A 15751-nucleotide genomic window follows, 5' to 3' on the forward strand; every position below is an offset into this window, starting at 1 on the left:
ATCTTCAATATATTAACCAAAACCTCAAAGTTTTTTTTTAAAAAACTATCACACATTAGACGCAGCCTGCAGCACCAGTTATTTCTAAAATAAAGCATCCCTAAATCTTAACGAAGCCATTGTCAGAATATGCTGCAAAAAAGTCTTTGTTGAATTTGTAATCCCTTATTTAAATCTGTAACCTACACCTACTCTAAAAAATCCATTGTTCGTTTTATAAGATCCTAATGCATTGCTGACACGGTAAGGATTGAATAACTGATAACTTCCCTTAATATCAAAGCCACGCAGATGTAAAGTAACTCCTCCTGACAGTCCGATATTTACTTTATTTGCATTAGTGTTTGTCAAAGCTGAATTTATTTCCTGACTGTGTCGCAGTGTATCCCGGACATCGTAGACAGGTCCTAATCCGGTGATTTTAGAAGATTGTTTGAAAGGAAGATCAATAATAACACCGGTATTTAGCAAAATATGATCTGAAAGCCTGTACTCGACCTTTAACGGAATATCTATAGCCGCAAGCTTTCTGCTGTCTCTTATCATAAATGAGTAGCCTAAAGAGTCCGGTCTGAAATAACTGGGATGAGAAAATTCTCCCGATACTTTTCGGTTACTATTCACGTTCAGTCCCAGACTTACAGCCCATTTATTGTTAAAGGCTATCTGTCCAAAAACACCTGCATATAAGTTGGTACCTTGTGTTCCGATATTCGCCCCTGTCTCCAATCCGAAGTTATAGGAGGGATTCCATACTAATCCGGAGTTTTCAAATTTTATCTGCTTATTATTTCCCGGAGATGTGTAGTAGATAGTATTTTTCCGGTTTTCTTTTGCACCTCTCCTCTCCTTTTCCTGCTCCTTCTTCGAATAGTCAGTGATAAGAACAGGTTCTCTCCCTCTCTGTGTACTGTATCGTAAGTCCAAATTAGAACCTGACAAAGAGTTGCCCGGAGTCGCCCCTGTTTGCCTGTTGTACACAACTCCTGTTTGTGGGTGATTAAACAGAATAGAATTATCCGTTTGCACGATGTGATCTCTTTGAGAAAACGGTGCAGCCATATCCCCCGGATTATTATATTCCTCCGGGACATTATTATACATATCGCTAAGGCTACTTTTCAGAGAAAGTGGTTTGGATGATTCTAATCCTGACTCATTATTCAAAGTATTATAGTGGGGTATCTGAGACCGGTTTACATCCGAATTCTTATCAGCCTCTGTCTTATTCCTTTCATCTTCTGTGTAAATTTTGTTGACAACAGAATCAGCATATATCTCCTTTGTCTTCTTTGGTACAGATTTAGATTCTTTTTTCTCAGAAACATACACGTAAGCCACAGTAGATATTACAGCAACTGTCGGAACGATATAACCTATTAATTTCCATATTTTTGAAGCAACAGATACTGCAGAGCCTCCGGCAAGCGGCACATCTGCAGGAATGTATTGATCCAGTGCACTTTTCATTCCCTCCCATGCGGCATCAGAAGATTCCTTGATCTCCAGTTTGTTTAACTTTTCGCGCCAAAGTTTATGATACCATACTGAATTTTTCATGATTCTGGATTTTTCAGAGGGTTATCAATTGTTGCGTTTTTTAACATGGTCCGCAATTGTTTTTTTGCTTCTGAGAGGTGCCAGCGGGAAGTACCTTCACTAATTCCCAGCTGCTCTGCAATCTCCTGATGAGAATAGCCGTCTATGACAGAAAGATTGAACACGATCTGTGTAGCCACAGGCAACAGCCTGATAAGCTTCAGAAGATCTTCGGCAAATAATTTATCTAAAACTGCAGGCTCTATGTAGACTTCTTCGGTTACGTCCTGAATAGCGGAATAATTAAACCGTGCTTCTTTTCTGCTCAGATCAATACAGGATCTCACCATAATTGTACGAATCCAGGCGCCTAAATCCCCCTTCTGAGGATCGAATGTATTAATATTCTGAAATATCTTCAGAAAACCACTATTCAGAGCTTCCAGAGCTAAGTCATCGGATCTCAGGTAACGAAAGCACAATCGCAGCATATCTTCATAATAAAGCTTGTATAAAACTTCCTGAGCCTGACGCTTATTGGCTTTACAGCCTTTCACTAATTTGTTATCCCTACTAAAAAAAAGATTCATTCAATTGATATAGCGGCCAGTTTTTCTTTGCGTTAATATTAGTATTACGTAAGGGAGATGCAGAACGTTGGGTAAATTTAAAAATTTTTATTTTTATCATTTCACTCATTTTTCACCAACGTTTATCTGCTCAGCATCGTAATCATAATAAAGCCTTATGATATGTTCTATAAAAGCAGTTACGAAAGACACAATGAGTGGTACAATAAACACTTTCCCTCAGCAGAGTCAAAAACACATCTGTACAAAAGAAACCGGGAAGCAGACAAAAACAATCTTTCCGTATGGCTACAGAATATTTTCTTCTCTTGTCTGAACCCCTTATTAGCAAATAAAGGCAGCAGATGGCTTACGATAGGCGATGCATACGGGTTCGATGCACAATATATTCTAAAATCCGGAAATGAGGCATTGGCTACAGATCTGAATACGGATTTTCTTACTGTAGCAAAGCAAGAAGGTATTATCTCTTCCTGCTCAGCTCAAAATGCAGAAAAAATAACCTTTCCGGATGAGAGCTTTGATTATGTGCTGTGTAAAGAATCTTATCATCACTTCCCCAGACCTTACATGGCAGTATATGAAATGTTGCGCGTAGCCCGATCCGGAATAGTAATTATGGAACCACAGGATCCGGTTACTAAAATGCCGCTCCTGCAATTTCTCAATAATCTGTTTGCCAGCAACAAAACGATTATGCGCAGAATATGGAAAAACCGGTTTTCTTATGAGCCTGTAGGAAATTTTGTGTACAAGGTCTCTGAGCGGGAATTTGAGAAAATAGCGGCAGGTCTGGGATTGCGATTAGTCGCATTTAAAAAAATCAACCCTAACTTCTGGTTTAAAGGAGCGGAATATATTTCTCATAAAAACAAGGCTATGCTATTTATGCAGACAAAATGTAAAAAAGCATTTCGTGATTTTCTGGTCAAATTAAGACTTGTCCCTTCTCAGACACTGGTATCCGTTATCTTTAAAACAATGCCGGACAATGCAACTATCCATAACCTGAAGCAGGAAGGTTACCGTCTGGTGTATATTCCGGATAATCCTTATATAAGTTGATTACAATAATTTCTAGTTACAGTTGCAGGGATAATTTCTTCGTATTTAATCTTTGTTTATTTATAAAATAGGCTACAATGACATTTGGCACCCAGCACAACCAGGCTACAGCAAGATATGAGTTTACAGAGTCTCCTGTCAGTGCGATGAGAGAGGGAAACCACAACCGGAGCGTTACCGCAGCAAAGCTGCAGGCATAACTATAGGTCATCAACTGCTGGTGTTTCTCTATATTACCTTTTCTGATTTGAGAAAGCGCAAACCATGTGGTAAGCAGCCAGATTATACCTAAACTGATAAATCCTGAAGATGCAATAATACCTCCGTTGGCATAAAAACCCATATATATTCCGGATATAGAACTGAGCACAACACAGGCTACATATATCTTTCCAATGCTTTTATGCAAACGAATATGATTATCCCGGAATTTTGAACCGAATTGTCTCCATCCGATAAGCAGAGAAATCCCGCCAAAAATAATATGCGTTATAAAAGCAGTCTTCCATATGATATCATGAAGTATTTCCGGAGTTTTAGTTCCCAGAAAAGTATACTTAGGTTCGACAAAAGCATACATAAGCGGATAGAGTCCGATGGCCAATGCCAGGACACCAAAAAGGATAAATAACACCCTACGCAACATATATAACTATTCTAATTTTTTAAATCAAACTTAAATATATAAAATTACGATTTAACTTCAACGTACATTTAGAAATGGTCGTCAGATTAATCTTTAGACGCTATTTTCTGTGCGTATTCCATCATCAGCTTATCCAAAAAAACATACAATTTGTTGTTCATTTCGGTAAAGTCATAGCTTCTTATCTCTTCCGGTTTCTGTATAAACCGATGTGTATGATTACTGGTTAAGAGCTCTTCATCAGCAGCGATCAACAGTTCTACCACCTCAGGCGTAAGTTCCATATGGCACTGAAATCCGTACAGCAAATCTCCATAAGCGATTATTTGTCTTGGACAGCCCTCACTGCTGGCCAGTATTTTGCTTTCTGTAGTAAGCCCGGGCATATCATTATGCCAGTGGCCTACGGTCAATGGCGTACTAAAATGAGCAACCTTTTCATCCTGCAGACCTTCGGGAGTAAGCATCATCGGAAAAACTCCGATTTCCTTCTCCGGACTGTGAGCATATTCCCCACCCATTGCCTCACCAATAAGCTGGGCGCCCAGACATACACCGACCACCGCCTTGCCATGTGCTGCACATTGTTGTATCAAAAAGATTTCAGCTTCAGCATCAAAGTGCGGGCATTCCCTGATAGTGGTGTCGGGACTCTGAGGTCCTCCCATCACGATCAACAGATCTATATCGTCTACCTTATCCGGCAAAAGATCTCCGTCATACAGCTTTGAAAAACTAACGGTATAATGCCGTTCCTGAGCCCATAGCAGATAAGCTCCCGGTGCTTCAAAGTGTTCATGTTGTACAAAATGAATGTGCATATAAGGAATAATTTTAATCGCCCTTTTCGTTCCAGTAATAACTGTCTGCAGTAGGTCGCTGCCCGAAAATGGCAGTTCCTACACGTACTACAGTAGCACCTTCCGCGATAGCCGTCTCCAGATCTCCGCTCATCCCCATAGACAATTCACGCATTTCCACATGGGGAATATCCAAAGCTATAATCTGTTGCTGAATATCTTTTAACAAACGAAAACATTGCCTCACCTTTTCGGACTCCGTGCTCAGCAAACCAATTGTCATCAGTCCTTTTATTTTTAACGTATCCAGCAGAGCCACTTCTTTGACGAGATCAACAACCTTGTCAGGACTTACGCCAAATTTGCTTTCTTCAAAAGATGTATTGACCTGTATAAATACCTCTATAGTCCTGTTTTCGGCTTTTAATCGCTGATGGAGCTTTTGAGCAAGCTCTGCACGATCCAGAGACTGAATACAGGTGATATCATATTTCAGCAGATCCTTTACCTTATTCGTCTGCAGATGTCCGATAAAATGATTGACATGCGGGATATCTTTTAAAGCCTCGTATTTTTCTTTGATCTCCTGCACTTTATTCTCAGCGATCAGTGTCTGGCCAGCTTGCAGAGCCACTTTTATACGTTCAGCAGGCACAGTTTTAGTCGCAAGCAAGAGTTTGACTTCACTTCTGTCCCGACCGGCGGCAGTACATGCCTTAGCTATACGTGCCTGTATTAGAGCGATATTTTCTATTATTTCCTGACTCATACCCGTACACTTTTCCGACCGGCCTCCAACTCCATGATCAGCTTCGCCTTTACAAGAGTAAATGTATGATCTTTAGCTTCGGCAAATGAAATATTATATTTACGATCAATGTATTGCATATCTTGAGGAAAAGCAGCTAACAATTTATCGTAATAGGTATCCAAGACATGTTTGGAAGGCATTTCAAAATTCACCCTCAACTGAAAACGTCGTAATAATGCGGTATCAATGATCTCAGCATGATTCGTAGCACACAGCAGTAATGCATTTTCGGGATAATAGTCTATCAGCTGTATCAAGGTATTGACCAGTCTGCGCATTTCACCTACATCCTTGTCATCATTACCTCGCGCTTTGCCTATCTGATCAAATTCGTCCAAAAATAAGACAGCCTTTTCTCTGCCTGCTTTATCAAATACCTGCTTGATATTCTGAGATGTCTCTCCTATTCTGGAACATACAATATTACTTAGATTCAGGATCAGTATATTCTTATCCAGCTCTTTTGCAATCGCCTTTGCCGTCATTGTCTTTCCACAGCCCGAACTTCCATGCAGTAATATCTTGTTATTTACGGGCAAACCATATGTATATAGTTCCTCAATATACGTATGTTCCTTGATCAGTTGAACAAATGACTGTTTGCTGCTGTCTTCCAAAAAGATATCTGTTAAGGAAACCTGTTCTTTGTCATTTATGAGAAGATCATATATATTCATCTATCGGATATAATTAAGAGTTTGTATACAAAATTAGCTTTAATTCGGATGATCAGACTGGTACAGTTTTGCTAAAAACAGATAGTCCAAACTAACGCCTTATCATGCTGTTGATTCTGCAAGTAGAAATAAGTATTGAGTTTAGGATCTATTGTCAGGAAACAGAATAGTTAGGCATATTAAAGAATGCTATTTATTTCCAATCACTATAATTTAATTCCATCCTGACTTCACCAGCATTGTAGTTTTCCGCATAGGTCCAGCCTTGCAATTCATAAAACTTTTCCGTTAGCATATCCGGAGTAATACGAAGCGTCAGCTTATCTTTTGTTTTTTCGAAATACCAGCTTACCATCAGACGATGAAGCTTTTTTTCAATTTCATTTTCCGTATATTCAGGATGAACAGATAGTGCCAAAACATACTTTTCTTTTAAATCTACAATTGCAAATCCGGCCATCTGTCCTTTTACCAGACAAATCCAGCCCTTTCCTTTTTCAGAAATCCGGTCGGCTATATCTTTATCTGATACAGGGTTTGTGTCTGTGGAGATATTTCCATTAATGAAGTGTATCAGCTGCTGTATTTGCTCAATATCAGCCTCCTCTGCAACTCTAAAAATCATATTTGCAAACTTATACAAATTTCTCTCATATCAAAAGCTATCAGATATGTATTAAATGTATACGTATATTAAATCAAAGTCAAGTTTAGTAAAATGAGTTTGACAAAACGGAACAAATACGGATACAATAATTTATTTTTGATTAGAAATAAGGGAAAAACGATTTTTTAGAACGTATATGAAGATAAAGTCAACTCTATGGATAAGCATCGTATTTGTATTGTTAATAATATCCTGCAATACATATCCGGATAAAAATCCGGGCAGAAATCCTGCCCAATCCAATCAGATGGCGACACTTTCGGATATACGCTTTGGCAAGACTATAGATAAAACTCTGGAAATATGGGGAATGTCTCTTAAAGACAATAATAACAAGGCTTCCAGTTCCAAAATTGATTTTGAAGAATTTACGCTCAAAAAAGATGTTCCTGCAGAACTATACAGTATTGACCTGAGCCATAAATTCAGAAACATTTCCATTTTTTATGATAAAAAAACTAAAGTTATCTTCCGGTATGAATTAAGAATCTCCGGAAAGGATCTGGTAGAAGAAATGATAAAGGTTTTCAAAGAGAAGTATGGATCCCCATTATTTTACAGAGATCAGGAGGGCAAATCCGGATCCGTATTTATTGATCAGGAAGGAAATCAGGTAGAAGATTCAGAACGTTCCTATTATCAGTGGAATGACAAAAAAAACCGCACTTCATTTTTCATGATAAGGAAAACTGAAGCACAAAGCGAAGTACTGGAGATCATAGCAATGGAGAGAAATTCAAAACGTAATCAGCAGGAATCTGTATCTGGTGGTACGGAATCGGTTTTCCCGGAATAAAGAATCAAAACAGATAGTTTTCTGTATAGAATTATAAAAAGACATTTACTATGCTTAGAAAGATTTTATATACCCTGATATCATGTTCACAGTTAGGAATGCTCTTTTCCTGCGCTGAACAGATAGATGCTGTATCTGAAAATTATTACCTCAAATCCGGAAAGATTTATTACATCCCCGGAGGCAATTCATTTGAACGAGGCTCTGTTGAAACCGGTGCTGATAAAAACACTTTTCAGGTATTATCGGCGGATGTTGCAAAAGATAAAGCGCATATCTATTATAAAGGATATGCACAGAAGCAGGTAGATTACTCCTCATTTTATCTGGAGAATGGTCTTTTTAAGGATAAAAACCATGTTTACTATTCGAAAAACTATTCCACCGAACCAGGTCGCCCAGGCAATCCTGAAGACAGGAACCAATGGAATATCGTCCGTCTGGCAGATCCTAAAACTTACGCTCGCCTTGCTGCTCCAAACCAGCAATGGGCTAAAGACAAAAGCCGCTATTTTTACAACAATGAACCATTAGATGTAGATTATGCGACTTACAGCATTATCAATAAATCGTTTTCTGCGGATAAAAATACGCTTTACATCAATGAAAACAGGCTTGTAAATCCAACAAAGTATGTCCCGATGAGTATAGATTCATTGACGGATCGTTATATTCTGCTTAATCATAATGCCTTACTCTACTATGCCAGCCATTTAGCAGAACAACAGATTGAGAACAGTAAAGATGTCCGGGTGCTTCATAATAATGTCCTTTGTATAGACAATAGAGTCGTTGTTGACGGGAATCTTTTTCATCCAAATGAAGCAGATGCATCATCCTTTGAAATACTCTTTATTTCGACCAGTTTTTTTGTTGCAAAAGATAAAAACAAGGTTTACTATCAGGAGGACATTATAGATGGAGCAGATGCGGCAACTTACCAGAATCTGTATCTGGCGATCGGCAAAGACAAGGATCATGTGTACAGCGGAGCAGACATCATACATGTCCCGGATCCGGCTTCATTTCATAAGATTGACGACAAAAATTATGATTTTTCGGACGATAAGGGAAACCAGTTTAAGTACGTCAGAAAAGAAAGTAAAATCCGGCTTCAGGATCAGTCCGGTAAATTGTATTAAAAAAATCAACCAAAGCCATGTGGAAATACTATGCTTTACTCTCTGCCCTGTTTGCCGCTCTGACTGCTATTCTGGCTAAGATCGGTGTAAAAGGAGTCAACAGTAACCTTGCAACCGCAATACGTACTCTGGTGGTGTTGTTTATTGCCTGGGGTATTGTGCTGTTGAGTGGAGAGATCAAAGAAGTAAAAACACTGAGTAAAGAAAACTGGTTATTTCTAACACTCTCCGGCATAGCGACCGGATTATCCTGGTTATTTTATTTTAAAGCTTTACAGACAGGAGATGTTTCCAAAGTAGCTCCTATTGATAAATTAAGTGTCGCTATCGCCATAGGTCTCTCTTTTTGGCTCCTTAAAGAACCTGCAGATGCCAAAACAATAGCAGGCGGTCTGCTGATTGTCGCCGGAACACTGGTGATTATATGGTGATAAATCCTGATACAATACTAGTGCATCTATGACTATTCTGTCAACAAATAATATCATTAGTATCTTATTTTTATGATACATATTATCCAAATTCAAAAAGAATTCAAAATTGAATATTTAATTTGCATCAAAGGAATAATTGACAACCCTACAATCCAAAAATGAAGATCCTGATCATAGAAGATGAGTACGAACTTGCAAAAAGCATTGCTGACTATCTCGGCCAGCAAGGTTATCTATGTGAATTTGCATCCACTTTTCAGATGGCTCAGGAAAAAATAGCCGGATTTGATTATGACTGTATTTTATTGGACATTATGCTTCCGGATGGCAATGGAATGCATGTATTGCAGACTTTGAAGGAGCAGGAAAAACAAGATGGAGTTATCATCATCTCAGCCAAAGATGCACTTGATGACAAAATCAAAGGATTACAGATCGGAGCAGACGATTATCTGACCAAACCTTTTCATCTGTCGGAGCTTGTCGCCCGCATTTATGCTGTAATACGACGTAAGCAATTTCAAAATTCCAATATTATTATACAAAACGAACTTCAGATCGATCTGTTAGCCAAAACCGTATCTGTAGGTGATCATGTAGTACCCTTTACAAAAAAAGAACTTGATCTACTGCTTTATTTTATCGGGAATAAGAATAAAGTGATTTCAAAAAGTACGCTTGCAGAACATCTTTCCGGTGATGTGGCAGATATGCTGGACAATCATGATTTTGTTTATGCACACATTAAAAATCTGAAGAAAAAATTACAGGATGCGCATAGCGGATCTTATCTGAAAACCATCTACGGCAGTGGATACAAATGGGAAGGATGAAAAAATTACTAAGTAAATCCATAAAACCATTTATTATTTACTCTTTAGTAGTACTGCTTTCCAGTATTCCAATCTATTATTTCCTGGTAGATGGCATCTGGTTAAGTGAACTGGATGAGCATAATGAAATTGTAGCAGACCGAACTGAAAATCAACTCAATAAACTTAATCTCAGTAAACAACAATTGTCCGAGAGCATCAGGCTCTGGAACAGTATACAGCCGGGAACCAATCTTCAGCCGTTCACTGATACACGGATTCCGGCAGACAGTACCTATACCATACGCAGAGCGAATCCATATACCGAACATGAAGAGATTGACCGTTTCAGAGTCTTGCAGCGCGTAATCAGGATCAACGGTCAGCCCTATATCCTTACGGTAGAAACCAATGTGGAAGAGACTGAAGAAACAGTGATTGCTATTGCTATAGTGACGTTATTATTCTTCATAATTCTTGTCGTAGGTTTCCTGATCTTAAACAAAAGACTTTCTATAAATCTGTGGACACCTTTTAGAAGTACATTATCCAAACTCAAGACCTTTAATCTGAATACACAGACAACTATTGAATTTGATAAAAGTGACACCGTAGAGTTTGAAGAATTGAATGCTGCACTAACCAAACTACTGGAACATAACATTACTGTATTCAAATCTCAGAAAGAATTTACAGAAAACGCTTCTCATGAACTGCAAACGCCTCTGGCCATCATGAAAAACAAACTGGATCTGCTCCTGCAGCAGCAGCAACTTACGGAAGAACAATACCACATTATTGAAGATATTAATAAGGCGCTTAGCCGTAGTGCACGCATCAATAAAAATTTACTTTTACTGGCAAAAATTGAAAACCTGCAGTTTGACGATCGCGAAGATCTGGACATAAGTCTGATGATCCGTCAATCCCTGCTTGTTTTGCAGGAACATGCAGATCAGAAAGAACTTACGATCACAGATAGAATAAATCCTCAGATCATAAAAAGCGGAAACACCACACTTATTGAAATTCTGCTCAACAATATAATTATCAATGCCATAAGGCATACCAGCCCCGGTGGAAATATTACGCTGACTCTAAATTCTCAGTTTTTAGAGGTCAGCAATTCCGGCAATAACGCCCTACGCCAGGATCTGTTGTTTAACCGCTTTTCCGGTACTACATCCGAAAGCTCCGGAAGCGGACTTGGACTCCCGATTATCAAAGAAATCTGTAAAAGACAAAAATGGAATATTACGTACCGGTTTGACAATAATCTTCATTGTTTCCGTATAGCTTTCTAAAATTCAAAATTTCTTCAAAATTGGCTTTTATCATTGTAATAAAAACAAACAATGGTAAATCGATTCTGGCTTCTCAGCATTCTTCATCTGATCTGTATCAGCGTTTCAGCACAATATCGTCAGCAGACTTTAAGTACCGATAGTACAAAGATCTTATACAAATCTTCTTTCTCAAAACCTCATTTTCAGTTCTGTCAACTCTATATTCCGGGAGCTTTGCTGATATCCGGTATAGCACTAAACGGTAATGGGCCTGAATCTTTTAAAAATGAAATTGTAGAAGAACGAAATGAACATATCCCCAGATTTCGTACGCATATAGACGATTTTCTGCAATTCTCCCCTATCCTTGCCGCTTACAGTCTGGATGGATTAGGAATCGCCTCAAAAACGGATCTCTATAACCGGACAGCAATATTAATCAAAGGCGAAGCTGCTATGGCGGGTATTACCTACATTATGAAAAAAACTATCCATCAACAACGTCCTGACGGATCAAACTATGAATCTTTCCCTTCCGGACATACGGCTCAGGCATTTGCTGCTGCAACTTTTCTTAGTGAAGAATACAAAGAAAGATTTCATTGGATGCCATACGCTGCATATGGCGTAGCTGCTTCAGTAGGTACATTCCGAATGGTCAATAACAGACATTACATCAGTGATGTGCTTGTAGGAGCTGCTATCGGGATATTATCAATGAAGGCAAGCTATTGGACACATCACTACAGATTAACCAAAAAACAAAAAGAGGCAATAGCTTATAAACGGTATATGGAAGAAAGTTACTAAAACACGAACTATCATTCCCCATTTTTTTGACACGATATAAATCTAAAACACATGCATCATAGAATCCTTTCTTTCTTAATTTTTCTATTTCTACTGATAAATACCAGCTACGCGCAGATAAGTTCGGTAACTGTATCAGGAACAATAAGAGCACAGGCCAGCAAAGAACACTTACCTTATGTAACTATAACCCTTAGCACTGCATCTGACAACAAGTTTGTATCAGGAACTGTTTCCGATGAACAGGGACGTTTCACCTTATCTCATATTAAACCCGGTAATTACCAGTTGTCGATTTCACTTGTCGGATATAAAAATCAGCAACAAAATCTATATGTGGGCAGCCTTTCCGAATATCTGGATGTAGCAAATATTAATCTGGAATCCGATGAACACATGTTGGACGAAGTAACAGTAACCGGCCAACAGTCGGGAATAAGTCAGAAGATGGATAAAAAAACATTTACAGTTGCCGATAACCTGAGTCAGACCGGAGGATCCATATTACAGGCATTGCAAAATGTGCCGGGAGTAAGTACTCAGGAGGGAAAAGTACAGCTCAGAGGCAGTGACAAAGTTGCTATTCTTATTGATGGCAAGCAGACCGCTATGACCGGATTTGGCAGCCAGACAGGACTGGATAATATTCCGGCATCAGCTATTGAACGTATTGAAATCATCAATAATCCTTCGTCCAGATATGATGCAAATGGAAATGCAGGTATTATCAATATTATTATGAAAAAAGAGAAGAAAGAAGGATTAAATGGTAAGATTGGATTAACTACAGGTGCCGGAGCATTGTGGGTGCGTCAGGCCAATTTGCCGACCATCCGGCCACAGTATACGTTTACGCCAAAGATCAATCCTTCTCTTTTCCTTAACTATCGCAAGAATAAAGTCAATGCCTTTTTATCTGTAGATAATCTCTACACACATACGTTAAATAAAAATGAATTTGTAGACCGTGTATACGATGACGGTACAACAATCCGTCAACAAACCAAACGTAACAGGAATACAAACTACTTTACCTCAAGAATGGGACTGGATTGGACCATAAACGAGCAGAATACACTGACCGTATCCGGACTTTTCGGCAGTGAAAAGATAATAGATCGTGGTGATGAACCCTTTTTTAATGCGGATCTTTCTGAGCGGCTCAGACTGTGGCAATTTTTAGAAGACGAACTCAAAACGACTGTAATGGCTACAGCTAATTATCAGCACAAGTTTAAGGAAGCCGGACATACACTAAATGTCGGGCTGAACTATACCTTCCACCGTGAAGATGAAAAATACTTCTTTGACAATATCATGCCTGATTATACAGGTAAAGATGCTTTCAAACTGATATCTGATGAGCAGGTAATGGATCTGAATATTGACTATGTAAGACCTCTTAAATACGGGCGAATAGAAGGAGGCTTGAAATTCAGGCACAGGCGCATTCCTACCGATATGCTCCTTATCCCGGGACTCCATTCCCCATTGGACAGCAATGCCGGTGGTTGGGCTACTTACAGGGAGATAATTCCTGCTGCATATGGAAATTACATCTTTGAAAACGAAAAGATTGAAGCAGAAATTGGTCTTCGAATGGAATATGTAGACCTGAAGTATGATGTAAACCCGCTGCATCCGACATACAAAAGTGACGGATACAATTACACACAACCTTTTCCGAATATCAGACTGGCATACAAGATAAATCCTCAAAACAAATTTTCATTGTTTTACAACAGAAGAGTGGACAGACCTAACGAAGTAGATATACGGATATTTCCCAAATATGATGATGCAGAGATTATCAAGGTTGGTAATCCCGCTTTACGTCCGCAGTTCACCAATTCCTTTGAACTCGGGTACCGCAGTGACTGGACCAAAGGTTACATTTATACAGCCTTATATCATCGCTTCGCTGATGGTACCATTTCACGTATATCGACTACTGTACCGGGAAGCAATCTGATTTACGCCATTTTTCAGAATGCAGGCAGAAGCTATAACTCCGGATTGGAAGCTATGTTTCATCAAAAATTTTCTGACACTTATACCTTAGATATCAATGGTAATATGTACCGCAATCAGATCAATGCCTTTACTGTCGAAAACCTTTACCCTGTTACACACAGTTTTCATGCAGACGAACAACGTATGTTTTCGGGAACGCTGAAGATTAATAATAATTTTCAATTCCCAAAAGGACTTGATGCACAATTAACAGCGATCTACCTTGCACCAGATATTATTCCGCAAGGAAAAATACAAAGCCGGTTTTCCATCGATTTAGGTCTCAAAAAAGCTGTTCAAAAGGGCAAAGGAGAACTCTTTCTTAATGCAAGTGATCTGTTAAATACGATGGTTATTAAAAAGACGATCGAGGGTAATACTTTTTATTATACCAGTAAAGATTATTATGAAACTCAGGTCGTACGATTGGGATACAGCTATAAGTTCTAGTCACAACAATTTTAAAGGTTATTATAAAACAAAAACCCCACTTAGGATAATCTTAAGTGGGGTTTTCACGTTCTTAGGAGTAATATTCATTCCGAAAAAATAGGGTTAAAACTATGCAGAATAGCTAATGTGAAGACTATTACAGGAGCATCTGTTTATCCGTTATAAATCACGCCTTCATAATTGCAAATCCCTTACCGATACCTGCTTAACATATCGGCATATCTAAAGAATAATATTATATTTATGTTTAAAAGGATTATAAATGTATTAAATCACTTAAAAAATGAAAATAATTGCCAGTCATCTTTTATATCTGTCTTTACTATTTACCCTAACATTTTGCAGTGGATCTTCTGAAAAACAAGAGCAAGAGATGATATGGTTGGTCTTTCAGCCTAAGGTCGAATTGAATAAATCTGTTACGTTAAGATTATTCTTTAAAAATAAACCGGAAACCGGAAGTATTAAAGTACATTCAGCTACCAAAGATAACTACGAAGAACTTGAGGGCTCAGAGATCGAAAGAGAAATGGAATCACAAGCTGATTTATATTTTTACGACATCACTTTTGTAGCAGGATCATTAGGAAAATCAGATCTCCCCATTATAGAAGCCAAAATAGACGGAAAGATTTATAAAAGCAGCGCAGAGGTTATAGAAGTTGTAGAAAAACAAGATGTGGACATCAACGCCATAAAATTGGTATTAGAATCTGACAAGGACCGATACACTATAGATGATACCATCAGGCTTGCTTTGTACGAATATTCAAAATTCTCACAGATTTCTAAATTTACTCCGGAAGACTTAGTAAAAAAAGGAGCTCCTGAAGCTCTATTTGCAATTATTGATTCAGGTAATGTAGATTATGAGGTTGGTATTCCTGGTTTCAAAAAGTATATAGACGCACACTTTAATGTCGCAAATTATGATTGGAACGTAAATGATATCGGTAAGCGTATGGCAACATTGGATGGTCAGCTTTATATTAAAAACCGAATCTTCAACATGAAAATGGTCGCAAAAGAAAAAGGAATTTTTACAATCCCTCAAAGCCGGTTTGATTATAAAATTTACCCCTATGCGGAAGCTTTTAAAGAGGAACTGCTTGGCTCCGATCAAACTCTACGTACAAAAAATAAAATACCCGCACAGTCCAATTCATTGAAAATTATAGTAGAATAGCTAATGTGAAAATCTTCACCTTAG

Annotated in this window: 16 protein-coding genes; 9 read left to right on the forward strand and 7 right to left on the reverse strand. The window is 38.3% G+C overall.

Going from position 1 to position 15751, the window contains the following annotated elements:
- Positions 1-165: 165 nt before the first annotated feature.
- Together I6J03_RS21605 and I6J03_RS21610 are read right to left on the reverse strand one after the other, a co-directional pair.
- The gene (locus I6J03_RS21605) at positions 166-1560 is read right to left on the reverse strand and encodes a hypothetical protein (protein WP_003006272.1); all 1395 of its coding nucleotides are present in this window, start codon (positions 1558-1560) and stop codon (positions 166-168) included.
- Complete coding sequence (locus I6J03_RS21610) at positions 1557-2129, reverse strand: RNA polymerase sigma factor (RefSeq protein WP_201693986.1); 573 nt, start codon at positions 2127-2129, stop codon at positions 1557-1559. The genes I6J03_RS21605 and I6J03_RS21610 overlap by 4 nt, the downstream gene beginning before the upstream one ends.
- A 162-nt stretch (positions 2130-2291) precedes the next feature.
- Between I6J03_RS21610 and I6J03_RS21615 the strand changes: the two genes are divergently transcribed.
- Positions 2292-3194, forward strand: a complete 903-nt coding sequence (locus I6J03_RS21615; RefSeq protein WP_003006280.1) for a class I SAM-dependent methyltransferase — start codon at positions 2292-2294, stop codon at positions 3192-3194.
- A 16-nt stretch (positions 3195-3210) separates the two neighbouring features.
- On the opposite strand, the gene I6J03_RS21620 is transcribed toward I6J03_RS21615, so the two are convergent.
- From I6J03_RS21620 to I6J03_RS21640, 5 genes are all read right to left on the reverse strand, one after another.
- On the reverse strand, positions 3211-3840 hold the full coding sequence (locus I6J03_RS21620; protein ID WP_003006283.1) for a DUF2306 domain-containing protein: 630 nt from the start codon (positions 3838-3840) through the stop codon (positions 3211-3213).
- A gap of 86 nt (positions 3841-3926) precedes the next feature.
- Positions 3927-4661 carry a type 1 glutamine amidotransferase gene (locus I6J03_RS21625; RefSeq protein ID WP_201693988.1) on the reverse strand — a complete coding sequence of 245 codons (735 nt, stop codon included), beginning with the start codon at positions 4659-4661 and terminating at the stop codon, positions 3927-3929.
- 13 nt (positions 4662-4674) lie between these two features.
- On the reverse strand, positions 4675-5409 hold the full coding sequence (locus I6J03_RS21630; RefSeq protein ID WP_003006290.1) for a YggS family pyridoxal phosphate-dependent enzyme: 735 nt from the start codon (positions 5407-5409) through the stop codon (positions 4675-4677).
- Positions 5406-6128 (reverse strand): AAA family ATPase, encoded by a 723-nt coding sequence (locus I6J03_RS21635; RefSeq protein WP_003006296.1) that lies wholly within the window; start codon positions 6126-6128, stop codon positions 5406-5408. Before I6J03_RS21635 ends, I6J03_RS21630 begins: the two co-directional genes overlap by 4 nt.
- 193 nt (positions 6129-6321) lie before the next feature.
- The gene (locus tag I6J03_RS21640) at positions 6322-6753 is read right to left on the reverse strand and encodes a GNAT family N-acetyltransferase (RefSeq protein WP_003006298.1); all 432 of its coding nucleotides are present in this window, start codon (positions 6751-6753) and stop codon (positions 6322-6324) included.
- Positions 6754-6931: 178 nt separating this feature from the next.
- Here I6J03_RS21640 and I6J03_RS21645 point away from each other — a divergent pair, with 178 nt between their 5' ends.
- The 8 genes from I6J03_RS21645 (at position 6932) to I6J03_RS21680 (ending at position 15727) form a co-directional block, all read left to right on the forward strand.
- Positions 6932-7591: a hypothetical protein gene (locus tag I6J03_RS21645; protein WP_003006303.1), complete on the forward strand. Its 660-nt coding sequence runs from the start codon at positions 6932-6934 to the stop codon at positions 7589-7591.
- A 50-nt stretch (positions 7592-7641) separates the two neighbouring features.
- Complete coding sequence (locus I6J03_RS21650) at positions 7642-8733, forward strand: DKNYY domain-containing protein (protein WP_039989914.1); 1092 nt, start codon at positions 7642-7644, stop codon at positions 8731-8733.
- 17 nt (positions 8734-8750) lie between these two features.
- A complete protein-coding gene (locus I6J03_RS21655) occupies positions 8751-9164 on the forward strand; it encodes an EamA family transporter (RefSeq protein ID WP_003006310.1) in 414 nt (137 codons plus the stop codon).
- A 161-nt stretch (positions 9165-9325) separates the two neighbouring features.
- Positions 9326-10000: a response regulator transcription factor gene (locus I6J03_RS21660; protein ID WP_003006313.1), complete on the forward strand. Its 675-nt coding sequence runs from the start codon at positions 9326-9328 to the stop codon at positions 9998-10000.
- Positions 9997-11283, forward strand: a complete 1287-nt coding sequence (locus tag I6J03_RS21665) for a sensor histidine kinase (protein ID WP_003006316.1) — start codon at positions 9997-9999, stop codon at positions 11281-11283. Before I6J03_RS21660 ends, I6J03_RS21665 begins: the two co-directional genes overlap by 4 nt.
- A 51-nt stretch (positions 11284-11334) precedes the next feature.
- Entirely contained in the window at positions 11335-12075 is a 741-nt protein-coding gene (locus I6J03_RS21670; RefSeq protein WP_003006318.1) for a phosphatase PAP2 family protein, read from the forward strand.
- A 51-nt stretch (positions 12076-12126) separates the two neighbouring features.
- A complete protein-coding gene (locus I6J03_RS21675) occupies positions 12127-14538 on the forward strand; it encodes an outer membrane beta-barrel family protein (RefSeq protein ID WP_003006322.1) in 2412 nt (803 codons plus the stop codon).
- Positions 14539-14824: 286 nt separating this feature from the next.
- The gene (locus I6J03_RS21680) at positions 14825-15727 is read left to right on the forward strand and encodes a hypothetical protein (protein WP_003006325.1); all 903 of its coding nucleotides are present in this window, start codon (positions 14825-14827) and stop codon (positions 15725-15727) included.
- Positions 15728-15751 lie beyond the last annotated feature (24 nt).

Origin of the sequence: Sphingobacterium spiritivorum, from assembly GCF_016724845.1 — a bacterium.
Classification (GTDB): Bacteria; Bacteroidota; Bacteroidia; order Sphingobacteriales; family Sphingobacteriaceae; genus Sphingobacterium; species Sphingobacterium spiritivorum_A.